Annotated in this window: 23 protein-coding genes, 1 pseudogene and 2 riboswitches; of the genes and pseudogenes, 12 read left to right on the forward strand and 12 right to left on the reverse strand. The window is 53.8% G+C overall.

The window, feature by feature from the left end:
- Window positions 1-195 precede the first annotated feature (195 nt).
- The 9 genes from M0220_RS10320 (at window position 196) to M0220_RS10360 (ending at window position 11,425) form a co-directional block, all read left to right on the forward strand.
- A complete protein-coding gene (locus M0220_RS10320) occupies window positions 196-2,898 on the forward strand; it encodes a bifunctional diguanylate cyclase/phosphodiesterase (RefSeq protein ID WP_264017578.1) in 2,703 nt (900 codons plus the stop codon).
- 146 nt (window positions 2,899-3,044) lie between these two features.
- A complete protein-coding gene (locus tag M0220_RS10325) occupies window positions 3,045-3,773 on the forward strand; it encodes an HAD family hydrolase (protein ID WP_030070642.1) in 729 nt (242 codons plus the stop codon).
- A complete protein-coding gene (locus tag M0220_RS10330; RefSeq protein WP_030070640.1) occupies window positions 3,766-4,476 on the forward strand; it encodes a UTRA domain-containing protein in 711 nt (236 codons plus the stop codon). The genes M0220_RS10325 and M0220_RS10330 overlap by 8 nt, the downstream gene beginning before the upstream one ends.
- Before the next feature lie 141 nt (window positions 4,477-4,617).
- Window positions 4,618-5,667 (forward strand): putative 2-aminoethylphosphonate ABC transporter substrate-binding protein, encoded by a 1,050-nt coding sequence (locus tag M0220_RS10335; RefSeq protein WP_051690116.1) that lies wholly within the window; start codon window positions 4,618-4,620, stop codon window positions 5,665-5,667.
- A 44-nt stretch (window positions 5,668-5,711) separates the two neighbouring features.
- Window positions 5,712-6,836, forward strand: coding sequence for a putative 2-aminoethylphosphonate ABC transporter ATP-binding protein (locus M0220_RS10340; protein ID WP_264017580.1), 1,125 nt, complete (start codon window positions 5,712-5,714; stop codon window positions 6,834-6,836).
- Window positions 6,833-8,527 carry a putative 2-aminoethylphosphonate ABC transporter permease subunit gene (locus M0220_RS10345; protein ID WP_264017581.1) on the forward strand — a complete coding sequence of 565 codons (1,695 nt, stop codon included), beginning with the start codon at window positions 6,833-6,835 and terminating at the stop codon, window positions 8,525-8,527. The genes M0220_RS10340 and M0220_RS10345 overlap by 4 nt, the downstream gene beginning before the upstream one ends.
- Before the next feature lie 53 nt (window positions 8,528-8,580).
- Window positions 8,581-9,717, forward strand: coding sequence for a 2-aminoethylphosphonate--pyruvate transaminase (locus M0220_RS10350; RefSeq protein WP_030070632.1), 1,137 nt, complete (start codon window positions 8,581-8,583; stop codon window positions 9,715-9,717).
- Window positions 9,717-10,535 (forward strand): phosphonoacetaldehyde hydrolase, encoded by an 819-nt coding sequence (phnX, locus tag M0220_RS10355; protein ID WP_264017582.1) that lies wholly within the window; start codon window positions 9,717-9,719, stop codon window positions 10,533-10,535. The genes M0220_RS10350 and phnX overlap by 1 nt, the downstream gene beginning before the upstream one ends.
- Complete coding sequence (locus M0220_RS10360) at window positions 10,532-11,425, forward strand: EamA family transporter (RefSeq protein WP_264017583.1); 894 nt, start codon at window positions 10,532-10,534, stop codon at window positions 11,423-11,425. The genes phnX and M0220_RS10360 overlap by 4 nt, the downstream gene beginning before the upstream one ends.
- 7 nt (window positions 11,426-11,432) lie before the next feature.
- On the opposite strand, the gene M0220_RS10365 is transcribed toward M0220_RS10360, so the two are convergent.
- The 9 genes and pseudogenes from M0220_RS10365 to hemP all read right to left on the reverse strand — a co-directional run bounded on the left by M0220_RS10365 (window position 11,433) and on the right by hemP (window position 20,401).
- Window positions 11,433-12,176 carry a sulfite exporter TauE/SafE family protein gene (locus M0220_RS10365; RefSeq protein ID WP_264017584.1) on the reverse strand — a complete coding sequence of 248 codons (744 nt, stop codon included), beginning with the start codon at window positions 12,174-12,176 and terminating at the stop codon, window positions 11,433-11,435.
- A gap of 154 nt (window positions 12,177-12,330) precedes the next feature.
- Window positions 12,331-13,686: a magnesium transporter gene (gene mgtE, locus M0220_RS10370; RefSeq protein ID WP_030070624.1), complete on the reverse strand. Its 1,356-nt coding sequence runs from the start codon at window positions 13,684-13,686 to the stop codon at window positions 12,331-12,333.
- A gap of 221 nt (window positions 13,687-13,907) precedes the next feature.
- Complete coding sequence (locus tag M0220_RS10375) at window positions 13,908-14,255, reverse strand: DUF6482 family protein (RefSeq protein WP_030070622.1); 348 nt, start codon at window positions 14,253-14,255, stop codon at window positions 13,908-13,910.
- A gap of 139 nt (window positions 14,256-14,394) precedes the next feature.
- Window positions 14,395-15,108 (reverse strand): annotated as a pseudogene (locus tag M0220_RS10380) (ATP-binding cassette domain-containing protein); the annotation flags it as partial.
- 53 nt (window positions 15,109-15,161) lie between these two features.
- The gene (locus M0220_RS10385; protein WP_264017586.1) at window positions 15,162-16,202 is read right to left on the reverse strand and encodes a FecCD family ABC transporter permease; all 1,041 of its coding nucleotides are present in this window, start codon (window positions 16,200-16,202) and stop codon (window positions 15,162-15,164) included.
- On the reverse strand, window positions 16,199-17,068 hold the full coding sequence (locus tag M0220_RS10390; RefSeq protein ID WP_264017587.1) for a heme/hemin ABC transporter substrate-binding protein: 870 nt from the start codon (window positions 17,066-17,068) through the stop codon (window positions 16,199-16,201). The genes M0220_RS10385 and M0220_RS10390 overlap by 4 nt, the downstream gene beginning before the upstream one ends.
- Window positions 17,065-18,117, reverse strand: a complete 1,053-nt coding sequence (locus tag M0220_RS10395) for a ChuX/HutX family heme-like substrate-binding protein (RefSeq protein ID WP_030070613.1) — start codon at window positions 18,115-18,117, stop codon at window positions 17,065-17,067. Before M0220_RS10395 ends, M0220_RS10390 begins: the two co-directional genes overlap by 4 nt.
- 31 nt (window positions 18,118-18,148) lie before the next feature.
- Window positions 18,149-20,122 carry a TonB-dependent receptor domain-containing protein gene (locus M0220_RS10400; RefSeq protein WP_264017588.1) on the reverse strand — a complete coding sequence of 658 codons (1,974 nt, stop codon included), beginning with the start codon at window positions 20,120-20,122 and terminating at the stop codon, window positions 18,149-18,151.
- Window positions 20,123-20,233: 111 nt separating this feature from the next.
- Window positions 20,234-20,401 (reverse strand): hemin uptake protein HemP, encoded by a 168-nt coding sequence (hemP, locus tag M0220_RS10405; RefSeq protein WP_084180376.1) that lies wholly within the window; start codon window positions 20,399-20,401, stop codon window positions 20,234-20,236.
- 377 nt (window positions 20,402-20,778) lie between these two features.
- Between hemP and M0220_RS10410 the strand changes: the two genes are divergently transcribed.
- Entirely contained in the window at window positions 20,779-21,681 is a 903-nt protein-coding gene (locus M0220_RS10410) for a sensor domain-containing diguanylate cyclase (protein WP_264017589.1), read from the forward strand.
- Window positions 21,682-21,861: 180 nt separating this feature from the next.
- On the opposite strand, the gene M0220_RS10415 is transcribed toward M0220_RS10410, so the two are convergent.
- Window positions 21,862-23,103, reverse strand: a complete 1,242-nt coding sequence (locus tag M0220_RS10415) for a D-amino acid dehydrogenase (protein ID WP_264017590.1) — start codon at window positions 23,101-23,103, stop codon at window positions 21,862-21,864.
- A 57-nt stretch (window positions 23,104-23,160) separates the two neighbouring features.
- A riboswitch (glycine riboswitch) is annotated at window positions 23,161-23,268 on the reverse strand.
- A 4-nt stretch (window positions 23,269-23,272) separates the two neighbouring features.
- A riboswitch (glycine riboswitch) is annotated at window positions 23,273-23,363 on the reverse strand.
- A gap of 202 nt (window positions 23,364-23,565) precedes the next feature.
- On the opposite strand from M0220_RS10415, the gene M0220_RS10420 reads away from it, so the two are divergent.
- Window positions 23,566-23,859 carry a hypothetical protein gene (locus tag M0220_RS10420; protein ID WP_030070605.1) on the forward strand — a complete coding sequence of 98 codons (294 nt, stop codon included), beginning with the start codon at window positions 23,566-23,568 and terminating at the stop codon, window positions 23,857-23,859.
- Here the strand turns inward: M0220_RS10420 and M0220_RS10425 are convergent.
- Window positions 23,834-24,778 (reverse strand): DMT family transporter, encoded by a 945-nt coding sequence (locus M0220_RS10425; protein ID WP_264017591.1) that lies wholly within the window; start codon window positions 24,776-24,778, stop codon window positions 23,834-23,836. The two genes, M0220_RS10420 and M0220_RS10425, sit on opposite strands and share 26 nt — an antisense overlap.
- Window positions 24,775-25,359 (reverse strand): gamma-glutamylcyclotransferase, encoded by a 585-nt coding sequence (locus M0220_RS10430; RefSeq protein WP_264017592.1) that lies wholly within the window; start codon window positions 25,357-25,359, stop codon window positions 24,775-24,777. Before M0220_RS10430 ends, M0220_RS10425 begins: the two co-directional genes overlap by 4 nt.
- A 49-nt stretch (window positions 25,360-25,408) precedes the next feature.
- On the opposite strand from M0220_RS10430, the gene M0220_RS10435 reads away from it, so the two are divergent.
- Entirely contained in the window at window positions 25,409-26,317 is a 909-nt protein-coding gene (locus M0220_RS10435) for a histone deacetylase family protein (protein WP_030070599.1), read from the forward strand.
- Window positions 26,318-26,349: the final 32 nt, after the last annotated feature.

Below are 26,349 nucleotides of genomic sequence, written 5' to 3' on the forward strand. Positions count from 1 at the left end.
ACGTGCTGTCCAACACAGCGATCAGCCACAAGGGCATATTCTATGAGTACAAGCATGGAATCAGCATGCGCTGGTATTGCCATATGTAGGCATTGTAAATCAGTAAAATAGCTGTTTATGCTGTAGTTCGCTGTAATTTATTAAAACAGCGCTTTGCGGACAGCTGTTTCTAGAATGACAAAAGTGAGTGCGCCAATGCACACCAGGAACGAAGCGGCAGAGATCTTTCGCCAGTTGGCAGAAGGGCTGGGACGAAGCGGTACGCCTGATTTTTACGCAACGCTTGTCGAGCAACTTGCCGGTTTGCTTGGTGTTGATCATGCTTTAATCGCTGTTGTCGATACGCCTCATAGGGCCACAACGTTGGCCGTTTGGTCAAATGGCTGTTATCAGGACAATTTTTCTTATCCACTTGCTGGAACGCCGTGTGAAAACGTTTTAGGACGTGAGCCCTGTTTTTATGCCTGTAATGTCCAAGCGCATTTTCCTAATGATATGTTGCTTGGGCAGCTTAGTGCTGAAAGTTATATGGGGTTGCCTCTGTTTTCTGCAGATGGCCCGGTCATTGGTATTTTAGCGGTATTAAGTAATCAACCGATGCAGCCGGATGGCCTTGAAAATGAAATCTTACGCATTGTGGCTGCTCAAGCAGGCGCAGAGCTGAGCCGTTGCCAAGCCGAAGAAGCACTTCGCCACAGCGAAGGTGTCGCTCGCGAAAGTGAAAGGCGTTTAAATACGCTGCTTAACCATCTTCCGGGGATGGCCTATCGGTGCCTCAATGATCGTCATTGGACGATGCAGTTGGTGAGTCAAGGAGCCGAGGCGCTGACGGGCTATCACCCGGATGATTTACAAGATAATAGGCTCTTAAGTTTTGCCTCCCTGATACACGAGGCTGATCAAAATCGTCTATATCTAGCCGTACAGCAGGCAATTCAGCAGCGTCAGCCTTATCGCGTTGTCTACAGACTGCGCCATCGGGATGGCAGTCATCGCTGGATGTGGGAGCAAGGGCAGGCTGTCATGGGGAATGCAGGACAGGTTGCCTATCTTGAAGGTTTTATCTCTGATGTAACCGATCAACAAGAATCACAGCGCGTGCAAGAGGCGGTTGTGCAAGTCGCCTCCACTGTAACGTCACGAGTGGGGGATGATTACTTTCATCAATTGATTACAACGTTGGTCACTTTATTAGAAGCTGATGCTGGGTTTATCGCCTTGCTAGATCAACCTGTACCCCAGTACACGGGCTCAACAGCCGCCCGTAAAAGCACGCTGCTGCCAGCGATGACAACTCACACAGTGAGCTTAGTGGCAAGTGGTAAATTAGTTGATAATCAAACATTTATGTTGTGTGGGACGCCGGCTGAGAAGGTTGTTTTTGAAGGGGAAAGTGTTGCACAAAGCGGCCAGTCTTTTATGTTGCCAGGAACTTCGCTGGGTACCCAAGCCTGGATCGGCAGACGTTTAGATAATGCCAAGGGGGATGCTATTGGCGTGATGATGGTGTTTTATCAATCACCACTCACCACCAACGCCTTTGCAACGTCTGTGCTACAAATTCTTTCAACAGGTGCTGCTGCTGAATTAGAGCGTCGCCGCGACCATCGGCATATGCACCGCCTCGCTTATACCGATGGCACCACCGGTTTACCCAACCGCGCGCGCTTCATTGAGCTATTGGCTAGTATGGGAAAAGAAGCTACCCGGCAAAATCACTCTCTCTCGTTACTGCTAATAGATATTCGGCGCTTTAAAGAAGTAAACGATTTACATGGTCATCAAGTAGGCGACCAGTTATTGGCGACCGTAGCCAAGCGGTTGCAGCAAGCCAATTTTCCCAAGTGTGCTGTTGCGCGACTGTCTGGTGATGAGTTTACGATACTCTTGCCCAGTGTAGAGGATGTTCATCTCCAAGAAATAATGCTGCAGCTATGTGAGATTATTAAACGTCCCATTCAGCTTGAGCATCGCGTTTTTAACCTTGATGTCAGTGTTGGTGTTGCCAGTTATCCTAACGATGTATCGGACGCTGGTGAGCTGTTTAACGCAGCCAGCATTGCCCTGCATCATGCAAAACGACGTGACAATAGCGTTTGCCCCTATACACAGACGATGCGGCATGCCTTAGAGCGTCGACAATGGATGACCGAGCGATTGCATCAAGCTATTCTTGGGCATCGTTTGGAGCTCTACTTCCAACCCCAGTTTAGTCTGGCAGACAAAACCCTAACCGGGGCTGAAGCGCTTTGTCGCTGGTATGACCCTGAGTGGGGATGGGTAAGCCCTGGCGAATTTATCCCTTTGGCAGAAGAGCGTGGCCTAATCCGAATGCTGGGCGATTGGGTGTTGGAGGAAGCGGCAAGCCAGCTAGGCGTTTGGCAAGCCAAACACACGCCATTGCCGGGTAAATTATCCATCAATATTTCTGCCCAACAGTTTGCCGATCCTCAATTAACCGCGCATGTGGCTAAGTTGACCACCGGTGTACCGCCTGGTGCGATTGCATTAGAGCTAACCGAAAGCGATTTTATGCGCGATCCCGATCAAGCGGTCACGATTACTCATTCGATGCGGCGGGCAGGCTACGCGCTGTTTATTGATGACTTTGGCACGGGCTACTCATCACTCTCTTATTTACGTCGTTTCGCTGCAGATGCGTTAAAGATAGATATTTCGTTTGTGCGTGACATGCTGGATAACCATCATGATCGTGCGATCGTGCAAACAATTATCGCCATGGCCGACACGCTAGATATGAAAACCCTCGCAGAAGGTGTTGAAAGCCCGGCTCAAGCCGATTTGCTAGCAAAAATGGGCTGCAGCGAAGCACAGGGCTATTGGTTTGGACATCCCCTACCTGCCGATGAATTTGCGGCAACGTGGTTAATGCCATAATTTTCACTGTCAGGCACCATGATCAGCAGTTTTTATCGGCAACTCCGATTTTCAGTCAGGGCGTCATCGTCTTGTCATCGTCGTTGGCATACGCTACGCGCCGCCGAACTCGTGAAAAAACGAACTCGTGAAAAAAGGAGTGCCTCATGCGCCTTGCCCTGTTTGACCTTGACGACACCCTCCTGGATGGAGACTGCAGTGACCGCTGGAATTTATGGATGATCGAGCAGGGCTGGATCAGCGACGCCGAAACCTTTATAGCCCGTGCCGAGCAGATGCAGCAGGCTTATCACGCCGGTAAGTTAAAGTTAGAGGAGTACTTAGCAATGACCTTGGCACCGCTGCGGGGGCGCCGGGTGGTGGATGTGCAAAAAGAAGTTGAGCGCTTTGTCGCTACTCATTTGCAACCACGTATTTTTGATCAAGCGTGGCGCTGCTTGGAAGCACACCGTCAGTCAGGCGACACCCTGGTGCTCATTTCTGCGTCATCGCATCACTTGGTCGCACCGATTGCGACGATGTTAGGGATTGAACATGTGTTGGCGGTAGAGCTGAGTGTTGAACATGCGGCAAGTGGGGCGAACTACACCGGCCATAGCAAAGGCGTGCTCTCTTACCGCGGGGGAAAGGTGCTGCGTTTTCAACAGTGGTTAACCGAGCAAAACATTACCCCCAGTCATACCATGTTCTACTCAGATTCTCGCAATGATATCCCGCTACTGCAGTATGTCGACTGCCCAGTGGCGGTTAACCCTGACCCCGTGCTGGCGGAGGTCGCTAGTGTGGAAGGGTGGCGGCGTTTAGACTGGCGAATGGCAGCGTCGTCAGGCGCTTCATCGGCCAACGATCTATCAGGAAAATCGGCGCATGCCTGATGCTTACTATTTACAGTTAACAGAGCAACTTCGTTATTTAATCACTCAGCATGCCACGCAGTGGGAAGGTAAGTTACCCGCAGAACGAGCGTTGGCAGAGCGCTTCTCTACGACCCGCGTTACGTTGCGCCAAGCGTTGGCACAACTGGAGGGAGAAGGGCTTATTCACCGCAGCAACCGGCGCGGCTGGTTTATTTCACCGGCTAGGCTGGTGTATGACCCCACCCGGGATGCAGGTTTTAACGACTATGTGCGCGCTCAGGGGCGGCAACCACGTACAGCGGTTCTGATGCTTGAAACCCGCCCACACCTGGCGGCTGCCCGTGCCCTGGAACTGGCTGATGACCAGCCGTTCCACCATATTCGCCGTCGCCGTTACGTGGATGATCGCGCTGTACTGGTGGAGTCGCTTTGGGTAGTGCCAGAGTGTGCGCCCGAGCTATTAGATATCTACAGCGGACAGTCGCTATGGGGGCTGTTAAGAGAGCGTTGGGGGCATCACTTGGCCAATCGCTCAATACGCATGGTGTCTGAAGCGTTGTCGCCCTTAGATGCTGAAGAGTTACTTGTTGCCCCAGGCACTGCAGGGCTGAACATTTGTCGCGCTATTTTTGACGATCAACAGCGCCCCATTGAGTTTGATGAGGAGCACTGGCTGCATGACTCTCTGTGTATCAGCGTTGACCTTTCTGGTCAGCAATAGCGCGCGGCGATGATGGCGGCTATGTGATAACGCCCGTAAAGGGTCACAATACAACTTCAAAAATCGGTCAAACAAGCGTCATCGCACTGTCATTTAATGTCGGCAAACTCCTGGTCTATACCAACACGCTGGGAGCCTACCATGTCGACACTTCACCGCTTTTTCCAACCTAATCAGATGGCAACTGCTTTGCTTGCGACAGCTGCTGTTGCCTTCTCTTCTATGGCCAGCGCCACTGAGTTAACGGTGTACACCGCCGTTGAGTCAGATGACCTGCAAAAATACGCCGAACGCTTCAATGCCGCCCACCCCGATATCACTATTAACTGGGTGCGAGACTCTACGGGCGTGATTACTGCGCGTCTGCTGGCAGAAAAAGATAATCCCCAGGCAGACGTTATCTGGGGCTTAGCCGCTACCAGTCTGCTGGTGCTTGAAGAAGAGGGCATGCTTGAACGCTACGCCCCCGCTGGCGTTGAAAATCTCGATCCCAAATTTATTGATGCGGCATACCGTAACGGTGAAGACCCCGCGTGGGTAGGCATGGACGCCTGGGTAGCAGCCATTTGCTACAACACCATTGAAGGCGAGCGACAGGGTGTGCCCATGCCGACCTCCTGGGAAGACCTGACCCAGCCTGAGTTTGAAGGGCATGTGATCATGCCTAACCCCAACTCCTCCGGCACCGGCTATCTGGACGTGGTCAGCTGGATGCAGCTGTGGGGTGAAGAGCAAGGTTGGGACTACATGGACCGTCTGCATAACAACATTTCCCGTTACACCCACTCTGGCTCTGCTCCTTGCAGCCTGGCGGCCACCGGGGAAGCAGTGGTTGGCGTGTCATTTGCCTTCCGCGGGGCACGTTTGAAATCCCAAGGTGCACCGATTGAAGTGGTCTTCCCTGAAGAGGGTCTTGGCTGGGATATGGAGGCTGCCGCTATCGTTGCGGGTACCGCCAAACAGGAAGCTGCACAAACGCTGATGGATTGGGCCGTTTCCCGTGAGGCTAACGAACTCTATAACGAAGGCTACGCCGTAGTGGCCTACCCAGGTGTGGCGCAGCCGATTGAAAACTACCCCGCTGACATTGCGGATCGCATGATTGATGCCGATTTCCAGTGGGCCGCGGTTAACCGTGAGCGCGTGCTGGCAGAGTGGCAGCGCCGCTACGACGGTAAAACCGAACAGTAAGCACGAATCAGTTGCCCCGGCCAAGGCCGGGGCTTGGAGATGTTATGCAGACCACACTGACATCGCCGCTGACGGCTCACTCGGCGGCGAAACCCCACTTACCCTCTGCGCACCTAAGCATAGATGGCGTCACTAAGCGCTTCGGTAGCTTTACCGCGCTGGACAGCATTGCGTTACAGATTCAGGAAGGCGAGTTTGTCTGCTTTTTAGGGCCTTCTGGCTGTGGCAAAACAACGCTATTGCGCACCATTGCAGGCTTAACTCAGCAAACATCAGGTAGCCTAATTCAGCGTGGCAAGAATATTTCCACGCTGCCCCCGCAGGCGCGGGATTTTGGCATTGTGTTCCAATCTTATGCGCTGTTTCCCAATCTGACGGTGTTCGATAACGTTGCCTACGGGTTGCGCAACCGTCGCAGTGATCGGGCGACTATTCATGCCCGCGTGGCGGAGTTACTGGCACTCGTTGATCTTAGCGGTAGCGAACATAAATATCCTGCCGCGCTTTCTGGCGGGCAGCAGCAGCGGGTTGCGTTGGCACGAGCGCTGGCGACTGAGCCTGGCCTGTTACTGCTGGATGAACCGCTCTCAGCGCTGGATGCGAGAGTACGCGGCCATTTGCGACATCAGATCAAAGCCCTACAGGCGCGTCTTGGCGTGACCACCATTATGGTGACCCACGATCAAGAAGAGGCGCTCACCATGGCTGATCGTATCGTGGTGATGAACCACGGAGTGATCGAACAAGTGGGCACACCTGCCGAGATCTACCACCAGCCTGCTAGCGCTTTTGTGGCGTCATTTATCGGCACGATGAACTTTCTAGAGGTGACCGCACAGGCGAATAACCACGCGTTGCTAGGCACTATTTCATGCCCTTGCTTGCCGCATGCCTACGCGAAAGACCAAGCAGCTCAATTGGCCATTCGCCCCGAAGCAGTCGCGCTTAGTGTCAGCATCTCTGAGCTGAGCGGTGATGTCATGGGCATTGAATTTTTAGGTGCATTTCAGCGGGTATCGCTGCGACTTAACGGTACCGAGCAACGGTTGCTGGCTGATGTTCCCAGCCGCGATAGCGCCACACTAGGGTTGCGACTAGGGCAAACCCTGGGGATTCACTTGCCTGCCGATGCTGCCCGTCTATACCCGGCAGGGAGCAACCAGTCATGAGGGCGAAGACATTTTCAGCGCCTGCATCAACGCCTTCGCTGGAAGCATTAATACGCCTGATTGTGCTGCTAGCGGGCGTGGCGCTGTTAGTGTTCGGCCTGCTGTTTCCGCTATTTGCGATGTTGGTGAAAAGCCTGCAAGACCGCAGCGGCGACTTTATTGGGCTAGCTAACTTCGTACAGTATTTTCAAACGCCAGCATTGGTCAATTCGATTGCCAATTCATTGCGCGTTGCGTTCACCACGACGGTGGTCGTCGCTGGGCTCGCCTTTTTATGCGCCTACGGCATTACCCGTACCTGTATGCCAGGCAAACGGCTCTTTCGAATGTTGGCGATTTTGCCCATTTTGGCACCTTCGTTGCTACCCGCCATTAGCTTGGTGTACCTGTTTGGTAACCAGGGTTTTTTGAGCGACGTACTGGCTGGTCATTCGATTTATGGACCGATTGGCATTGTAATGGGCATGAGTTTTTGGATTTTTCCCCATGCGCTAATGCTGCTTACCACTGCACTGACTAATAGCGATGCACGCCTCTATGAAGCAGCAGAAGCACTGGGCACGCCGAAGTGGCGTACGTTTTTGACGATTACCCTGCCAGGCGTGCGTTACGGGCTAATTTCATGCCTGTTCGTTGTCTTTACGCTAGCCATTACCGACTTTGGTGTGCCGAAAATTATTGGCGGCCAATTTAGCGTGCTTGCCACCGATGTGTATCGCCAAGTGGTGGGGCAGCAGAACTTCCAAATGGGCGCGGTGGTTAGCGTTATTTTGCTAATGCCTGCGGTGCTATCGTTCATCGTTGACCGCTGGATACAAAAACGCCAAGTGGCTCAGCTTTCGGCTCGGGCAGTGCCATGGCAACCAACGCCTAACCCGTTGCGAGACTGGACGTTTGCGCTGCTGTGTTATTCGGTTGCGGGCGTTATTCTGCTGGTTATTGGTACCGCAGTGTATGCGTCGCTCATACAATTTTGGCCCTATAACCTGTCGTTCACGCTGCAGCATTACACCTTTCAAGGTTTAGCGGGCGGTGGCTGGGGGGCGTGGTTCAACTCCCTCAAGCTGGCATTTAGCGTCGCGTTAGTGGGTACACTGGTTATTTTCTTTAATGCATGGCTGATAGAAAAGAGTGAAGGCTATCGCCCATTGCGCCAAGGTTTGCATTTTATGGCCATGCTACCCATGGCGGTGCCGGGCATGGTGCTGGGCCTGGCTTATATCTTCTTTTTCAACCAGGCAGGAAACCCCTTTAATTGGCTGTACGGGACCATGGCGATCCTGGTGCTCAACACGCTAGTGCACTTCTATACGGTGTGTCACCTCACCTCTGTCACCGCGCTGAAACAGCTAGATCCAGAGTTTGAGGCCGTGGGGGCTTCGTTAAAAGTACCGTTCTGGACCACGTTTAGCCGCGTGACGTTGCCGGTATCGCTGCCTGCCGTGCTGGATATTTCTGTCTACCTATTCGTCAATGCGATGACGACAGTGTCTGCGGTAGTGTTCCTCTATAACAGCGATACGCGGCTTGCTTCGGTAGCGGTACTGCATTTGGATGAGGCGGGCTATTTTGCTAGCGCCGCGGCCATGGCTGTGCTGATTTTCCTGACCTCGCTGGTGGTTAAACTGCTTCACGCTGCGCTTACCCACGTTCTCTTAACCAACGCTCAGCGTTGGCGTCAGGCGGGCTAAAAAGCCCGCTATGCCAGCCGCTAATGTGTGCTTATAATCTGGTATAGACCAAAATGATGAGTAATCTAAAAGTGCCTTACCTTTTAACCCCAGGACCACTAACCACCTCCCACGCGACCAAAGCAGCCATGTTGCGCGACTGGGGCTCCTGGGATGATGATTTTAACCGTGTGACTGCAGACGTGCGTGCGCAACTGCTTACCATGGCCGAGGCGGCAAGTGACACGTATGCCTGCGTGCCGATGCAGGGCAGCGGCACTTTCGCCGTTGAAAGTGCACTGGCCTGCGCAACTGACCCTAGTGGCAAAGTGTTGGTGTTAATGAACGGTGCTTACGGCAAACGGGCTGCTCAACTGCTCGCTATGATGGGCCGCCGTTATGTGACGTTGGACAAAGGTGACTACTTACCGCCGCAACCCGACGAAGTGGCGACACTGCTACAGCAAGATGCTGACATTACCGCAGTGTTTCTAGTTCATTGCGAAACCAGCTCAGGGATTTTGAACCCGCTCGACGCCATCGCTGAGGTGGTGCGCGCTCACGGAAAAACGCTGATTGTAGACGCCATGAGTTCGTTTGGGGGCATACCGATCAGTCTGACAAAAACGCCTATTGATGTGCTGATATCTTCTGCCAATAAGTGCATCGAAGGCGTACCGGGCTTTGGGTTTGTGATCATTCGCCAGACGCTACTTGCTGCTGGTAAGGGACGCGCCCACTCGCTGAGCCTGGATTTATACGCTCAGTGGGACTACATGGAGCGCACTGGCCAGTGGCGCTTTACCCCACCCACTCATACGGTGGTGGCCTTCCAAGCGGCGCTTGACCAGCACCGGGAAGAGGGTGGTGTGCCGGGGCGCTGCGCACGTTATACCCACAATCGTGATGTACTGGTAAAAGGCATGCGGGCGTTAGGCTTCAGCACACTTTTAGAAGATCAATGGCTATCGCCGATTATCACCACTTTTTTGAGTCCTACCGACCCTGCGTTTGAATTTAAGACCTTCTACGCAGCGCTGAAGTCGCGTGGCTTTTTGATCTACCCGGGCAAGTTAACTGACGTCGAAAGTTTTCGCATCGGTTGCATTGGCCAATTGGATGCGGCGGTGATTGAACAGTTACTCAGCGTTATTCAAGACACCCTGACGAAGATGGGTGTTTCTCTCTTTTCTGAATCAAGGAGTGCCTGATGCATTATCAATCTCCCCAATGCCTGCAGGCGGTGATTTGTGACTGGGCGGGCACGCTGGTCGATTTTGGCTCCTTTGCACCGACCCAGATATTTGTTGAAGCTTTTGCCGAAATGGGTGTGGCGATCAGCCTAGAAGAAGCACGCGGCCCGATGGGCATGGGCAAATGGGATCATATCCGCACGCTGTGCAATCAGCCTGAGATAGCCGAGCGATTTCTCAAGGCGGTGGGCCACCTGCCGACTGATGCCGATGTAACGGCGCTTTATGAACGGTTTATGCCGCTGCAGATTGCCAAAATTGCCGACCACTCGGCGGTGATTCCTGGCGCACTTGATACGCTCACCTGGTTACGAGGGCAGGGACTGAAAATAGGTTCCTGCTCCGGCTATCCAGCCGTGGTGATGGAAAAGGTAGTGGCGTTAGCCGTTGATAACGGCCTGCAGGTAGATCATGTGGTGGCCACTGATGAGGTGCCCAATGGCCGACCGCACCCTGCCCAGGCGCTGGCCAATGTGATTGCCTTAGGCATCAGCGATGTCGCTGCCTGCATTAAAGTAGATGACACCACACCCGGCATTCTAGAAGGGCGCAGTGCTGGAATGTGGACGGTCGCGCTCACCTGTTCGGGTAATGCTTTGGGGCTTCATTATGACCAGTATCAAGCGCTGAGCGATAGCGAACGCCGTGCAGCCCATGAGCGAGTGGCCGCTCAATTTGCCCCCTCAAAACCGCACTACAGCATTGCCACCATCGCCGAGCTGCCAAGCGTTGTGGATGCCATTAATGCTCGTTTACAGCGGGGGGAGCGGCCTTGAGTCCAGCCGCACTAGCGTTAGTGCTGTTTTCGGTATGTATGCATGCTGGATGGAATGTATTGGGTAAGCGTCATGCACCGTCACTGGCATTTTTTGCCTTGGCTTACGGGTCAGGCGGTGCGTTGCTGCTGCCGCTGGTGTGGCTTGGGCCATCATTAGCGGCGCTACCCAACACATTTTGGGGATGGTTGGTGCTTTCCGGGTTGTGCCAAATGCTCTATATGGGCGGCTTAGCCTGGGCTTATGCGCGTGGGGAAGTCAGCGTTCTGTATCCCATCGCACGGGCGCTACCGGTGGTGCTTGTGCCGCTAGTGTCTATTGCGCTGCTCGGCAATCGCGCGTTGGATGTGCGGGATGGCATTGGTATGGCCTTGGTGGTGGTAGGCGCACTCTGCCTGCCACTAAGCCACTCAGAGGCGCGCAGGCTATCGACCTATTTAACACCGGCCATGGGGTTTGCACTGTTGGCAGCTGCAGGCACGGTGGGCTATTCGCTGGTAGATAAACAGGCGCTGGCGTTGATGCAGATAGCAGGCCATAGCAGTTTAACCGCAGGCGCGGTGTTTATGGTGCTACAAGCAGTGATGACGTTGACCTGGGCGATTCCGCTGCTGGCGCTGCTACCCGCAGAGCGTCGCCGGCTGCCCTTACTCCGCCAGCAGGGGCTAGTGATGCTGGTGGTCACAGGGCTGATGATGACCTGCACTTATGGTTTGGTACTCATGGCAATGGCGCTGACCGACGAAGTGAGTTATGTCGTGGCGTTACGCCAGCTATCTATTCCAGTCGGTGTATTAATGGGCGTGTTGTGGCTAAAAGAACCCGCTTCTAGGGCAAAAGCCCTGGGCACGCTGATCATGCTGAGCGGACTTTTACTGGTGGCACTTTAAGCATGCACTAGCCTACTGCTTGCCAAACCAAGTTAATTCCCACCACGAACATGGCCAGGATTACCAGGCGATAAAATAGCGCTTCGTTGACGCGGCTTTGCAGCCACAGCCCATTGCGCACGCCGATCCATGCTACCGGCACTAACAGCAGCGACGCCCAGGCGCTGGTTACATTGACTTCGCCAAGCCACATATACGGGCCTAACTTAATGACATTCACTACCGCGTAAATAACCGTGCAGGTGGCAATAAAGGTCTCTTTAGAGAGTTTGCGTGGCATCAAGTAAATGTTTAGCGGTGGTGCGCCTGCATGGGCAATAAAGCTGGTAAACCCACAAACGCTGGCGGCAGGCAGCGCCCAGCGGGTTGAAATCGGCTTCTTCGCGACTGGCTTCAGCAACATATAAGCTGCAAACGAGACGGAAATAATACCGAGTACTAAACGTACGCCCTCTTCGCTGAGGCTACCAAATAGCAGCGTGCCTACCGTGACACCAATAAATAGCCCCGGCACAAACCGCCACACCTCGGCGTTTGCCTGCTTTCCCCACCATGCTTTTAACGCAAACGCATCCATGACGAGCAATAGTGGCAGTAACAAGCCTGCTGCTTGGGTAGGGCTAATCGCCAGCGCCATCAACGGTACCGAAAGCGTACCAAAACCACCTGCAAAGCCGCCTTTTGAAACGCCGGTCAGGTAAACAGAAAATACGATCAACACCCACGCGATGACAGAGTAATCGGGGAGCATGGAAAATCCTTGGCAAACAGTCGTTAAAATAGCCTAACGTGAAAAACCCCGCATTCGCGGGGCTGCAGAGTTTTGCACAGGTAAGCAGGGCGAGATAAATGTTAGCAGGCAAATAGAACGATGTCCCACCTGCTTAAGTGATGAGTAGTGTTGCTCACAAAATAATTACTGTCGCGAGCCCTAAGAACGATAGAAAACCGACCACATCAGTAACCGTGGTTAAAATGACGGCACCTGATAATGCGGGATCTATCTGAAATCTTTTTAACACTAAGGGAATCAGCACGCCCGATAAGTTAGCCAGACTCATATTCACAAAGATGGCCAACGTAATCACCAGCGTAATCAGCGGGTCGTTGAACCACAGATAAGAAATACCACCGACGACTAGCGCCCACACCAAGCCGTTGCTCATCCCCACCCACAGCTCTTTGTTATAGAGCCACTGTTTGTTGTTACCGGCCAGTTGGCCGAGCGCTAAGCCGCGTATCACCACAGTGAGGGTTTGGCTGCCTGCAATCCCGCCCATACTCGCGACTACCGGCATCAGGATGGCCAGCGCTACAATTTGATCCAGCACCTCTTCAAACTGTCCAATTACAAAGGCCGCTAAAAAGGCAGTGAGCAAGTTAATGCCCAGCCAAATACCGCGACTCTTTGCGCTGCGGAGTATCGGAGTGAAGACTTCTTCTTCATCGCTGACGCCCGACATGTGCTTTAACGTCATATCAGCATCATCTTGGGTGATTTCTAATACATCAGCGGCGTTCAACTGGCCCACTAACAAACCGTCACTATCGCAAACTGGAACAAAAGGCAGCTCTTTAGAGCGGAGTAGAGCGGCAGCCTCGCTCACCTTCATCTGGTCATTTAGCGTGAAGGGAACATCCATATACTCATCAACGACGCTCTCCTGAGGTTGTTTGATGAGATCAATGAGCGTCAGCGTTCCCAGCAGCCGCTTATCCTTATCGGTAATCATGATCTGTTGTGACTCATCATCCAGTAGGTGATGAATGCGGATATAGCGCTGTACTGCCTCCAGTGATACGCCCTGTTTTACATTGACCGTCTCTGGGTCCATGTAACGACCGACCACGTCATCTTCATAAGAATGCAGGTTCTCAACCTGAGCGCGGATCTCCTGATCTAAGCTGGCATAGACAGTCGTTTTGATCTCTTCATCGGCGACGTCGAGAACTTCAGCCACTTCCTGGGCATCTAGGCCTTTAACGATTTGTTCTACATCGCTGGCAGAAAGATCTTCAATATAGTCGGCACGAATATCTTCATCGACTTCGGCGAGCACTTCCCCGAGCAGTGTTTCAGGAATGAACTCCCACAATCGGTCGCGAGTTTTGGTTGGGAAAGACTCAAGCGTGCGCGCAGTCGCTAAGATATCAAGCTCAGTAAACAGCTCACTCAGGGCGGCAGTATCTTCTTCATCTAATAGCTTTTGAAGATAAAGTAGCTGCTCTTCAAGATTTGTGTATTTTTCCTCATCGCGCATAGAGTCCATCCTTTCGAGAATTAATTTTTAACACAACCACTTGAAAGCACTTGATGGCTCACTATGAATCTTATCGACAGGCGTAGTTAAAAGCCATGATGGTGTGTAAAGCCAGCATGACCATCATGGAAAAGTGACGCGATAGTTGATGATGTAAATAATTGATGGTGTAAACAGTTGATGATGTAAACAGTCGGTAAGCTAAATAGTTGGTGGCTTAATTAGTGTCGCGTTTCGAACGCGACGCGAACGCCATAAGCCATGCGCTGTTGTGCAGAAACTGGCGGGGTGTCGTTGCCGATCATTTCATCGACGGCGTCTGCCCAGGTGAGTACACCGTGAGTAAAGCCAAGCGGTGCAAGTGCACGGCTGACCCACTGCGTGCCGCTAAAACGCTTGGTTTCACCCTGAGCATCGACCAGCAAACTAACTGAATCATGGTGATGCAACCGCACGATATACCAGCCCATATCGAGCCCCAGTAACTCTACCTCTGGAAGTGGAAAGGAGGTATTTGTGCGTTGTGAGAGTTCTTCAAGTGTAAGGCGCGGGGGAAGCGTTGACGACATAGCATCACCTCATTGGCTGATAATCTCCTATCCTCAAGTCTAAATTTTGTGATGTTTTTGTACAGCTTTTTGTATCGTTTTTTGAGTCATTTTTTTGTAGTGATCGCTTGTTCCTATTATGACATTGGATCAGGTATGGCTAACGCGCTAGCGCGAGCCAAGTGGCAATACCTGATCGATGTGATGCTGGGTGGCTCAATGCAGTAATATCGGCATGATAGATAGCCGCTATGCGTTGAGGATCAAGCACCTCGGCTGGCGTGCCGTGGGCAATGCGTTGACCTTGGTGCAACAGCCATACCCGGTCGGCATAAGTGCCTGCGAGATTGAGGTCGTGAAGCACGCAGACAATGGCCATATGGTGCCGTTCTGCCCAAGTGCGCAGCTGGCGCATTAAGCGCTGCTGCTGGCCGATGTCGAGTGCACTAGTGGGCTCATCCAGCAGTAAAAGACCACCATCTTTGGCGGTAGGTGAGCGTCGTGAGAGTAGCTGGCAGGCACCTCGCGCAATCATTACCCGCTGGCGTTCGCCGCCTGAAAGTGAGAGCACGCTGCGTTTGGCTAAATGTATCAGGTCTAAGTCATGCAGCAGTTCCGCAATCAGTGCGTTACTAGGGTTGCTGCCTAAGCTCACCAGCTCAAAGGTTTGCCAATCAAAGCCGGGCAACTCTTGCTGGGCGACCAGCGCCCGGCGATTGGCAAGCTCGCTGATTGGCCAATCACTTAGACGTTTGCCATCCAGGTGTAGCTCGCCTTGTTCACAGGGGCGAAACCCTGACAGCATGCTAAGTAGTGTGCTTTTGCCCGCGCCATTGGGGCCGACAATAGCGAGTAGCTCGCCAGGGCGAAGGGTTCCGTCCAGCGGTGCGATAGAGGGCGTGGTGGTGAAGCCCGCTTGATGTAGGGTTAGCATGCCCGATTCCGACGCATTAGAAGGTAAAGGAAATAGGGGCCGCCCAGTAGGCTAGTTAACAGCCCGACGGGAATTTCGGCCGGGGCGCCGAGGGTGCGTGCCAGGGTGTCGGCGACCACTAGCAGTAGTGCACCGCCTAACATAGAGGCGGGTAGCAGCAGGCGATGACCAGGCCCGAGCCAAAGTCGCAGGCAGTGGGGGACGAGCAAACCAAGAAAGCCAATCACGCCGGTCAGCGCGACGCACAGCCCTACGCCCAGCGAGGTAGCAACGATCACGCGGCGTTTGAGCCGGGTGGCATCCAAGCCTGCCGCATGGGCGGTAGATTCGCCTAGCTGAAGTAGGTCAAGCTCACGAGCGCTGCGTATTAACAGCCATAGGGCAACAGCAATAAGGACAAGGGCTATGGCGGTGGTGCGCCACAGAGCGTTGGTAAGCGTGCCCATTCCCCATAAACTGAGCTGACGGAGCTGTTCATCGCTGGCAATAAACGCCAGTACGCCGCCCCCAGCGCCTGCTAAGGTGTTGATTGCCAAGCCTGCTAGTAGCAGTGACATAACGGCGGCACTGCCACCCCCTTGGCGCTTGGCAATGCCAAACACCACTAAGCAAACGCTAAGCGCACCGAGAAAGCCCGCTGCAAACTGGCCGTAAAGGCTACCAGCAGCGCTGCCCTGAAATAGTACAATCCAAAGCGCTACAAATAGCCCCGCGCCGCTGGCGAGCCCAAGCAGAGTAGGGTCGGCCAATGGGTTTCTAAATAGCCCCTGCATGGCGGCACCACTGCCTGCCAGCATTGCTCCCACGGCAACCCCCAAGAGCAGGCGCGGTAGGCGTAGCTGCCACCACACTTGAACACTGAGCTCATCTGCGCTGCCATTGATGAGTGCCCAGGGTGACACGCCTAACGCGCCTGAAGCAGAACCCCAGCCAATGGCGATCAATAACGCCAGGGTAAGACCACTTAACACGCGTGCTGTTCGACTAAGCGGTAATAAGGGGCGATAACGATCATGGGAAGCACTGGTGATCATCGGCTGACCTGCTCTGTGCCAAGCAGTGCTTCAATGTCCTGGCGCAGGGTAAATAGTTGGTCAGGCGTGCGAGGGCCAAAACCAAGCAGCGCCTGATCATCAATCACAATAAGCCGCTGTTCGCGTCCTGCGGGTGTTAAGCGCATACCCGGTAGCTGCCATAACGCGTTTTCACCACCCAGCGCGTCTAACCCCCGCTGGGACATAATTACCAGCGTGGGTGCTTCTTTGGCCAGGGCCTCTGCCGCAACGCTTTGATACCCCGCCATATTGCCAAAAGCATTGTCGATTCCAACGGCCTCCAAGGCGGTATGGGCGGCGGTGTCGTTGCCAGCGACTCGCGGTGTTAGGCCGCTATGGTGAAGAATAAACATCGCTCGCGTGCCAGGCAGCGGGGGAAGGGCTGCCAATCGCTCAAGGGTGGCGGAGAGTGAGGCGGCCAGGGCGTCGCCCTCTTGCTGGCGCTGGGTGTGCTGAGCCACCGTGCGGACTTTCTCGACAATTGAGGAGAGGTCAGCAGATGCCTCAATAACATCAACCGTTACACCCACAGCCTCTAGTTGTTCCAGCACTTCTTTCGGGCCGGAATGTCCCGCTGCCAATACACGATCCGGCACCACTGAAAGTACGCTTTCTGCCGACAACTGGCGCAGGTAGCCTACCGAAGGCAGTGCGGCCATTTCTGGCGGGTGGAGCACCGTATCGTCGCGGGCAACGACCTCGATATCCGCACCAAGCGCGGCGATAGTTTCAGCGATATCGCCGCCCAAAATGACCCAGCGTTCATTAGCTAGCGCCCCGCCAATGGTTAACCAGCCAACCAATAGCGCGGCAAGTGACTGGCGTGCGACGCGTGTGGTGCTCATGCCACGGCCTCTTGGCTGCCGAGTTCAGTTAGCAACTGTCGCCACTCGGGCCGCTCCACGCGACCTTCCTGGCGCTCTGCGTAAATTTGCAGCACTAAAGAGCCCTCGGCATCAAAGGCTTCTACGCTGGTAACGCCACCGTCGCGGTTAGGCTTGCTGACCTGCCACACTTGCTCAATGGCGGTGTCATTAAGATGCAGGGTGAACTGCTCGCCAAATAGGTTTAGCCAGCCGCGGGCGCGCTGGGGCACGGGCACTATTCCAGTGCGAATCTGCACGCAACCGGGGCTTGCCACAAACAACATCAGTGGCAGTGCGCGCTGACTTGCGTTAGTTAACAAATTTTCCAGGGCATCGACGGGAAGTGCGTGCGTATAGCGGCCTTCCATTAGTTGGTTGGCTTCGAGACGCTCAAGGTGGTGGCGCTGAAGGAGGGCGAAGAATTGATGCACATCGCACATCGCCGCCCATTCGCTGGCTAGCGTTGGCGCTTCCGGGAGGGCGCGCTTTAAGCGAGGAACGCACTGGGTAAACGCGGGAGTATCCATGGTGCCCAGTGCGGCTAGCGCTCCCCAGTGGCGAGGTAGCGGATTTTCCAGCGCAAAGCTCTTATGAATGGCGCAACCATGTTGGTTGAAAACTTGTAGGCTCCAGCGCCACTGGGCTGTTTCGTTACCCATGGGCACCGGGTCACGGATCAGGCAGGCCCAGTGCCAATGGGAAAACAGCAGCCGTAAATCTAAGCCACCTGGGTCAAGCAGCAAGCCGGTTTGCGGTCCGCCGTTGAGGTCAGGGTAATCGCCGGTTTGTTCAAGCACGGCTAAACGAGAACGAGTGAGTGCTTTGACTCGGCCTAACAGAGGGAAGCGAGCTGCAACATCTTTTGGAGCGAGTGGCAGCGTCCATACGTCACGGCCTAAGCGCGCGGCTTGAAGTTCACCTTCGCTGATCGATAAGCGTTCGGCAATTTCAATTGCGGGCAGGCGAGGCTGTGCTGCTCGTGCTGCGTCAAAGGCTTCTAGAATTGCGATCTGCTGAGACTCAATCATACGTCACCTCTAGACTTAACAGGGCAGCGGGTTACCACTGCCAATTGAGAGTGGCGAACAGGCTGCGTCCGTCGCCCAGGCTGCCATCAGGCCGATACCATACTTTGTCGCCAAGGTTGGCGAGGCGCAGCGCGGTATCAATAGCAGGGGTGATTTGCCAGGCAAGGTGTATATCGTGCAGCCCATAGCCTGGGAGGCGTTCGTCGTCGCCTTGCTTGTCGAAAGCTTGAGCAAAGCGGCCTTGCCAACCGACCCGTATAGCGCTGTTATAAAGCGCGACATCACTGCCCAGCGTCATTTCCAGGGGTGTTTGGCTACCCAGAGCCTCACCGCTGTCGCGGTCTTTGCCAGATACCTCTGACAGGCCTACAAAGCTGGTCAGCATCGGGAACTCGCTAGGTTGCCAAGTAAGACGTGCGTCATAGCCCCATAGCTGGGCACGCTGCACGTTTACGGCTTGGGTAGTGCCCGCCATGATATCGACCTGAGTGTCGATGAAGTCATCTGCACGGGTGTCGAAGTAGCTGGCACGCACCTGCCAGTCACCTTGGTGCCATACCACGCCGCTTTCCCAGGTACGGCTGGTTTCAGGCGATAGGTTGGGGTTGGGAATCCAGTAGTTGTCGGGCGTACAGAAAAACGGTCCTGCACAGAACCCAGCAAAGTGGCGCTCGTTAGCGTAAAGCTCGGAAAGGCTGGGCGCGCGGAAGGCTTCGGCGTAGCCGGAGAACAGCATCAAGGAGTCGTCGGGTCGCCAGGCAAGACGAAAGCGTGGCGACACTTGGTCGTGCACGCTGTCGGCATTGTTTTGACCGCTGGCGTCATAGCGGTCGTAGCGAGCGCCAATGCCGACGTCAAACTGCCCCGCGCCGCCCTCAGTCAAGTAGCTACCTGCCGTGAGGGTGGTGTCAAGATAGGCTGATTGGGTATCGATATCAGCGTGAGGGAAACCATTCGCTTCACCGTCAGGCCGCTGGCGGGTCTGCTCCAGCTCTGCACCAAACACCAGCGTTTGTGAAAGCCAGCCATGGTCGATGCTGTGATAGCCGTCGCTCTGCAGGCCGACCCGCTCAAGGGTACGGCTAGCCTGTGGCTCGTCGATATCCTGTTGGCTAAAGGTAAGCTGAGAGGTGATTTCGGTGGCACCACTCGGCTGCCAGCGGTGGCCAAGTTGTACGTTATTGCTCTCAACGTCACGATCGCGTAATGGGTTGCTAGCGCTGGTTGATAGCTGCTGCGGATTAGCGGGTTGGGTGGCGCGCTCGTCATAGTGCTGCCAGCTAATAAACACCCGCTGTTCTTCATTGGGCGTCCAGCCGCCTTTGAGCAGCAGGCTATTGAGGCTGGCATCTTCTACTGCTTCATCACCGCCCGCGCGACGAATATCGCCGGACTCGCTATGGCCGACAGAAAATAGCCCATCCACTTGCCCATTAGCCGTTTCACGGCGGCCAAATGCCGTTAGGCTACCGCGTAGCTCGTCGTTAGCCGTCGACCCGCCTAGGGAAAGACGTGCACCGCTATCTTCATCTGGGGCTAATAGGTCGCTGGCCTCTACACTGGTAAAGCTAACAACACCGCCCATGGCGTTGCTACCGTATAGGCTGGAAAGCGAGCCACGGGCAATCTGCACCTCTTGAATCAGCGCTGGGTCTAGAAAAAAGTTGCCTACATGACCGGTGGTAATATCTTGGCGAATGCCATCTAAGCGAACCAGGACACCATTTTTCCCGAAGCCACGCATGCTCAGCGTTTGGCCATTCCGGCGTCCTTGGCCAGCAACATGCAGGCCAGGTTGGCGACTCAGCACGTCTTCAACGCGACTTGCGGTGGCAAGCGTTGCATCTTGGCGGTCGATGATGTCGATAATCAGCGGTGCGCGGGAAAGATCCGTCGGTGCTCGGGTGCCTGTTACCGTGACGGGATCTAAGTACGTGTCATTGGCGTAGGCGGGCAGAAGAGGAAGTAAGGTAAGGCAAAGGCCTATCGTATGAATTGGTTTCATGGGCCAGACAGTTCCAACAGAAAGTGATGGATAATGTTGCTGGCTGGGTGCGATGGGCTACCTGGCTGGCTAAAAGCGGTAGTAGTAGGTAAGCGGTTATTTTTAAAAGGTTTACGCTGTTAGGATCAGCTTGCCGCTTTTCGTGCGGCGCAGCACATAGCGTCGCTGTTCATGGTGAATAACCAACTGACCGTCTTGATCAAGCAGCGCCTGACTTGTCACCTCGCGAGATGCGCTAGGCGAGCCTTCTAGCGGAACATCTTTTTTCCTAGGCTGCATGAGAGGCTATGTCCTGTGTTAATGATAACTATTAGCGTTAATTTATCAGGTTTGGCTATCGCTCACAACCGTCTCTCACAACCGTCTCTCACAACCACCTCTCACAAGCATCGTGCAGTTGGTATGTTGAGGCTGTTGCTTTGAGGCATGTCGAAAGCCATCGAGTAACGAAGTGAAGTAAAACGCCACTATTACAATGAGTGACGAAAGATGGCTAAACGAGCGACTTTCGCGCAAACCGCTGGGTATGAGCTACGCTTAGCGACGCTGGTGTCGTTTTTTATTTATCTCAGTGCTTTTTTGGCTGTGGCTGTGGGTAAACGGCTCGTTTCTGGGATGAGACAGCCCCACGCTAACATTCATTGGAAGAAACGATTATGTTGGAAACAGGGAAGAACGTGCTGCTTGCAATTAGCGAACCAAGTAGCCAAGCGACTGCCGTGTTAAGCCGACAACCCAATGGCGACGGTATCCGCATTTTGGATGTGAGTGACGAGTACGCTCAGTTTTGGGGAGGAAGTCGTCACCAATGGCTTGGCTCAGCTCCAAAAATTGTTCATCACGAAGCCAAAAATCAGCGGCTTCTTAGCCGACTGCATAATGCATTAGATAGTGGCGAATTAAGCGTAGGCTGTTCGATATCAGGTCTTGACGATGGCAAACGCACGCCCAATGTGGCGGGGGGCAGTGTTATTGAATGGCGCATCACCGCCATGAATGTGCCTGGCTATACTGGTAATGTCTTAATACTTGTTCAGCGTGATATTTCTAAGCGTGTTGAGAAAGAAGCCGAGCTAAAACGCTTAGCAACGACGGATATGTTAACCGGACTAATTAATCGGTCACGTTTTGACTATTTGCTAAAGCATGAAATAGGGCGTTTTAATCGTTATGTGCGCCCTTTTTCGCTAATCATGCTTGATATCGACCATTTCAAGTTAATTAATGATAACCAGGGCCATGACGTTGGTGATCAAGTCTTGGCTGCGCTTGCCAAACTGTTAGAAGATAACTTACGCGCTGCCGATTACTGCGCACGTTGGGGTGGTGAAGAGTTTATGATTTTAGCCCCTGAAACATCGCTAAAACAGGCGGTAAAGTTGGCCGATAAAATACGCTGCTGCATACGAAAAGCGCAATTTCCCTCGATCGGTAGTGTGACAGTTAGCTTAGGTGTAGTTGAAGTAACGCCTGATGAATCCCAGCAGAGCGTGATGAAACGGGCGGATAACGCCCTTTATCAAGCGAAAGAAAAAGGGCGAGATGCGGTAGTCTATTAACCCTCTGGCAAGACTAACCTCTGGCAAGTAAGGGGCTTGTGGCCCCTTTTTTTAACGGGAGTTGTTCGTAGCGGTTGCTAAGAATCGTTTTTCAGGGGCTGCTTCCAGGGGCTGTTTTTAATAACCATCCCTGATAATGCTTTTAGCTTTTGTTTAGACAGTGCCAGCTAATAAATACCGTTAACGCGTAGCGGCGAGTGAAGCTGCTTGAGAAGTATCCACTGCATCTGCCAGCATTTCGGCGGTAATCGCAGAAAGTGTCCAGCCTAAATGGCCGTGTCCGGTGTTATAGAACACCGTGGGTAAGCGGCCAGGCCCAACCTTGGGTAGCATATTAGGTAGCATCGGGCGTAGGCCTGCCCAGGGCACGACACGCTGGGTGCTCACACCTGGGAAGCACTCTTCTACCCAGCGAACCAGCGGCTGAATACGGTCATTGCGTATATCGCGATTCGCGCCGTTAAACTCTGCGGTACCCGCCACGCGGAAGCGGTCATTTCCTAGTCGGCTAGTCACCAACTTGGTTTCATCATCTAGCAGGCTGACCGTTGGCGCAGCTTGCTGAGAAGCTTCGTCATCTAGCTGCACGGTAATAGAATAGCCCTTTACTGGATAGATATTGACCCTGTCGCCAAGTTTAGCGGCAATGGCGCGGCTGCCAGTACCTGCGCAAACCACCACGCTATCGAAGCTCTGGCGTGTTGTTTCATTGTCGACCGTAGCACTCACCCATGCCCCGTTCTCGTCTGCGCCGATATCATTAATATGGTGGCCGTAATTCAGCTGTACGCCGCGCTTGGCTGCAGCGCGTGCCAAGCCATTGGTGTACTTGTGGATATCGCCAGTGGCGTCGCTTTCGGTATAGAAACCGCCATGGTAGCTGCCCGCAAGTGTAGGCTCGATGGCGCGCATTTCGTCTGGGGTCACTGCACGTCGCTCAAGGCCACCTTTCGCTAGCAGCTTGGATACCCGCGCTGCGTGATCAAAACCGGCTTTGTCACGGTAGATGTGCAAAATGCCCTGTTGCTTAAGATCGAACTCAATCTGCTCGTCTTTCGCCCACTGAAAGAGATGTTCTCGGGCAGCAATGGCTAACTGAGTGGTTTCTGTGGTGTTGTCAGCATAACGGGGGATAGCGGCGATAAATTCGGCGAACCAGCTGAGTTTATGCCAGCTAGGGCGGGGGTTAACTAGCAGCGGTGCGTCGTTTTTCAGCATCCAGCGCAGGCCTTTAATGACTGTCGGCCAGTGGTTCCACACTTCTGCATTCGACGCTGAGAGCTGCCCGCCGTTGGCAAATGAGGTTTCCATTGCCGCATAGCGGTGTTTTTCAAAAACAGTGACGTCAAAACCACGCTTTGCTAGGGCATAAGCGCTTGTAATACCGGTGATTCCACCGCCAATAACAGCAATGCGTTGCATGATACTCTCCAGATTGTATGAGCGTCGGGCGATACCCCCAGCACACAAATGGCTAGGCGTACCCCTTCCGTCATGGAACCTGAGAGATTCACGCATCAATTGAGGCGCTTGCTCCTTCGGTGGGCTGAGTGACGCAGTCATCAACCGCTCTTCGGAACGTATTTTTAAATAGGCAGTAGCGGTCCGTTGGCCTGAGAGTTTCCGGGGTCGTTGCTCCTTCGGCGCTGGTGGCAGGCACCAGTCTCTCCCGCTACTGCATTGTTGACGTTTTAACGTGTTTGCCGTGAAAGTGAAATAGGGTAAACGTCTTAAGGGTGGACGTAATAAGCATAGGGTTTAAAAGGATAGGGCGTGAAAGGATGAGACGCGAAAGGGAGGAACAGGCTGCTTTGTCGGTATGCTTTGCAAAGGCTATGTTTTCACTGACAATACCGACAACTTTTTTAGCGATGGACGAGACCCATGCAGGCAAACGGATTTTTTGACGGTACAGGCGAAGCCATTGGCGACGCTATTCGCGTGATGGTGGAATTTTTACTGGGCTTTTTCACCAATTTTTTTGGCGCGTTTGACGACTTTATCGACGGTCTTACTCGCTCTTTGGGTATCAATGCGTCGTTCTTCAGTCTATTGGTATTGGTAATTGGCTTGTGGTTGTTGTGGCGAGGTATCCGAGCATTACTACGGGGCTCCCTGTTGGGAGCCATCGTGCGCATTGTGCTAGCGGTGTTTATCCTGTCGTGGCTAATGGTCTAGGCCGCCGCCCACCCATCCAGGCTTGCGCTATGCCGCAGGCAATAATCAGCGCGCAGCCGCTTAGCTGCAGCGGCGATAGCGCCTCCCCAAATAGGCTCCAACCGAAAATCACTACCGCTACCGGCTCGCAGTAGGCCAGTGTGCCGTATAGCGCGGTGGGTAAGCGGCTTATCGCCATGACGGCACACAGCAGCGCCAAGAACCCAGGCACGAAGCCAGCCACTAAGAGCCAAGGCCACTGCCATGCTGCGGCAGTGAGCCCCTCAGGCTGCCACAAAGCAAACGGCAGGATAATCAGCGCACCGACCAGCAACTGCCAAAATGCGCAGGCGCGGTCATCCAGACGGCTTGGTAAACGACGGTTCATCAGAATAAAGCCGCTGTAGGCAAACATAGCGGCTAAGCCAAAGCCCATACCGATCACGTCTTGGCGGTTGTCTAGATTAAGGCGAAACTCCTGCATCATGGCAAACCCAAATAGGGCTAACCCAATAAGTCCCACCTGCGTGAGTGTTAGGCGCTCAGAGAACAGCAGATGAGCCACAATGGCGGCAAAAATCGGCGCAAGATACACCATCAAAATAGCGTTGGCCATTTGGGTATAGTTCATGGCTTGAACGTAAAACAGTATAAACGCCGCTAGTAATACACCACTGATCACCACGTGCCGCCCCGGCAGCGTTTTCAGCATAACGTGGCGTTTTGTCAGCACCAGATAGATCAGCAAAAATGCTGCCCCCAAGCTCAGCCGATAAAAAGTAATACTTTCGGCATTTAGCTCGGTAATCCGAGAAATAACGCCAATCGTGGCCATCCCAACGGCCGCTACCACTGCCAATATCAGGCTAGAAGGGGCGATTGCCGAGGTGGTGGGGTGTGCTGAAGAGAGTGTTAAAGAGGGTGTTGATGGGTGGTTCATAAACGGCGCACCTGCTCTTCCAATGAGTAAACATGGGCATCATCGATACCCAATTCGCGCAGCGCTTGGGCCAGGTTTAACAAGTAAGCTTTATTAGAACCACTTGGTCCATGGGCCTGGGCGATCTGTTGGGCGATGTCGGTTAGTGGTGCATCGCCTAAAAAAGCGGGATTGTCGTCGGTAGCTAAGTAGATTAGCCCTTCAGCCGTTGCTTGGGGCGGTGGTGCCTTATCTGGTTGCCCTAGAAAAGTCAGCGGCACTTTTTCACGCAGGTAGCCGTTCTTTTCACGTACATCCAGCGGTGCCAACACATCAGGAGTAATGCGATACGCCATGCCATGGCAGACAGCCCCTTGGGCACGAATTAGCGTCGCAACGCGACCCGGCGAATCAGGCGTGCCACGGTGGTCGTGGGAGCCTTGCCAAAAGCGTCGTGCCCAGCCAGTAATATAGGCAGGCTGACGTTCTAGGTAAGCAAAGTCGGCCTTCCAGATCAGCGAGCCGTAACCAAAAAGCCAGATATCGGCATGGCCATTGAAGAAGTTTCTTTGCTGGTTTAGGGCGGTGGTATCAAGCAACATAAGGCATCTATGCCAAATCAATATTAATTAACAAAGTGGCAACGCACATATGGCGTTAACGATCGTGCATCATCCGGGTTATACGATTAATTTACCAGTCAACCACCCCTTTCCGATGGAAAAATTTCGGGTGCTCAGGCAACTGCTTGGCGAACAGCCGTTGGCTTGCCCCGTTGAGTGGCTAATGCCTGAACCAGCGCCTATCAGCACCCTTGCCCGGGTGCATACCCACGATTACCTAAACGCGCTAATACAGGGCACTTTAGATCGTGCTGCTCAACGGCGTAGCGGCTTTACGTGGTCACCTGAATTAGTCGAGAGAGTGAGGCTAGAAACCGGCGGCACGCTGCTCACGCTTGAAGCGGCGCTGACCAATGGCGTTGCCTGTAATTCGGCAGGCGGCACTCACCATGCCCATGCCGATGCTGCCAGCGGTTACTGCCTAATTAATGACCTGGCGGTGGCGGCGGCCCAGGCGTTGGCCCGTGGTTGGGCTGAGCGGGTACTGATCGTTGATTGCGATGTTCATCAAGGCGATGGTACTGCCCGATTGTTTACCGGGGTGCCTGGGGTATTTACGTTTTCCATGCACGCCGCGGGTAATTTTCCAGCGCGCAAGGCCTCAAGCGACCTAGATATTGCGCTGCCTGATGGTATGAGTGATGACGCTTATTTGGCCGAGCTTGCGTCCCGGTTGCCAGGGATTCTGGCAGCTTATCAGCCAGATGTAGTGCTGTATGACGCGGGCGTTGATGTCCACCAAGAGGATCGGCTGGGCTATTTAGCGCTTAGCAGCGACGGCCTGTATGCCCGCGACCATTATGTGCTTCGCTGCTGTCGTGATGCAGATATTCCCGTGGCGGCAGTGATTGGCGGCGGTTATGACCGCAATATCATCGCACTGGCACAACGTCACGCCCAGCTGCATCGCGCAGCAGCGGATGTGCTTACTTCTTAGCGGCTTACTTCGTAGCTTGTAAGTTTAAAAAC

The organism is Halomonas qinghailakensis (assembly GCF_025820815.1).
GTDB classification, from domain to species: Bacteria; Pseudomonadota; Gammaproteobacteria; order Pseudomonadales; family Halomonadaceae; genus Vreelandella; species Vreelandella qaidamensis.

Bases quoted from the DNA above. Each gene is read 5' to 3' on its own strand.
- M0220_RS10320 (WP_264017578.1), top strand. From the start codon at position 196: ATGCACACCAGGAACGAAGCGGCAGAGATCTTTCGCCAGTTGGCAGAA.
- M0220_RS10325 (WP_030070642.1), top strand. From the start codon at position 3,045: ATGCGCCTTGCCCTGTTTGACCTTGACGACACCCTCCTGGATGGAGAC.
- M0220_RS10330 (WP_030070640.1), top strand. From the start codon at position 3,766: ATGCCTGATGCTTACTATTTACAGTTAACAGAGCAACTTCGTTATTTA.
- M0220_RS10335 (WP_051690116.1), top strand. From the start codon at position 4,618: ATGTCGACACTTCACCGCTTTTTCCAACCTAATCAGATGGCAACTGCT.
- M0220_RS10340 (WP_264017580.1), top strand. From the start codon at position 5,712: ATGCAGACCACACTGACATCGCCGCTGACGGCTCACTCGGCGGCGAAA.
- M0220_RS10345 (WP_264017581.1), top strand. From the start codon at position 6,833: ATGAGGGCGAAGACATTTTCAGCGCCTGCATCAACGCCTTCGCTGGAA.
- M0220_RS10350 (WP_030070632.1), top strand. From the start codon at position 8,581: ATGATGAGTAATCTAAAAGTGCCTTACCTTTTAACCCCAGGACCACTA.
- phnX (WP_264017582.1), top strand. From the start codon at position 9,717: ATGCATTATCAATCTCCCCAATGCCTGCAGGCGGTGATTTGTGACTGG.
- M0220_RS10365 (WP_264017584.1), bottom strand. From the start codon at position 12,176: ATGCTCCCCGATTACTCTGTCATCGCGTGGGTGTTGATCGTATTTTCT.
- mgtE (WP_030070624.1), bottom strand. From the start codon at position 13,686: ATGCGCGATGAGGAAAAATACACAAATCTTGAAGAGCAGCTACTTTAT.
- M0220_RS10375 (WP_030070622.1), bottom strand. From the start codon at position 14,255: ATGTCGTCAACGCTTCCCCCGCGCCTTACACTTGAAGAACTCTCACAA.
- M0220_RS10385 (WP_264017586.1), bottom strand. From the start codon at position 16,202: ATGATCACCAGTGCTTCCCATGATCGTTATCGCCCCTTATTACCGCTT.
- M0220_RS10390 (WP_264017587.1), bottom strand. From the start codon at position 17,068: ATGAGCACCACACGCGTCGCACGCCAGTCACTTGCCGCGCTATTGGTT.
- M0220_RS10395 (WP_030070613.1), bottom strand. From the start codon at position 18,117: ATGATTGAGTCTCAGCAGATCGCAATTCTAGAAGCCTTTGACGCAGCA.
- M0220_RS10400 (WP_264017588.1), bottom strand. From the start codon at position 20,122: ATGAAACCAATTCATACGATAGGCCTTTGCCTTACCTTACTTCCTCTT.
- hemP (WP_084180376.1), bottom strand. From the start codon at position 20,401: ATGCAGCCTAGGAAAAAAGATGTTCCGCTAGAAGGCTCGCCTAGCGCA.
- M0220_RS10410 (WP_264017589.1), top strand. From the start codon at position 20,779: ATGTTGGAAACAGGGAAGAACGTGCTGCTTGCAATTAGCGAACCAAGT.
- M0220_RS10415 (WP_264017590.1), bottom strand. From the start codon at position 23,103: ATGCAACGCATTGCTGTTATTGGCGGTGGAATCACCGGTATTACAAGC.
- M0220_RS10420 (WP_030070605.1), top strand. From the start codon at position 23,566: ATGCAGGCAAACGGATTTTTTGACGGTACAGGCGAAGCCATTGGCGAC.
- M0220_RS10425 (WP_264017591.1), bottom strand. From the start codon at position 24,778: ATGAACCACCCATCAACACCCTCTTTAACACTCTCTTCAGCACACCCC.
- M0220_RS10430 (WP_264017592.1), bottom strand. From the start codon at position 25,359: ATGTTGCTTGATACCACCGCCCTAAACCAGCAAAGAAACTTCTTCAAT.
- M0220_RS10435 (WP_030070599.1), top strand. From the start codon at position 25,409: ATGGCGTTAACGATCGTGCATCATCCGGGTTATACGATTAATTTACCA.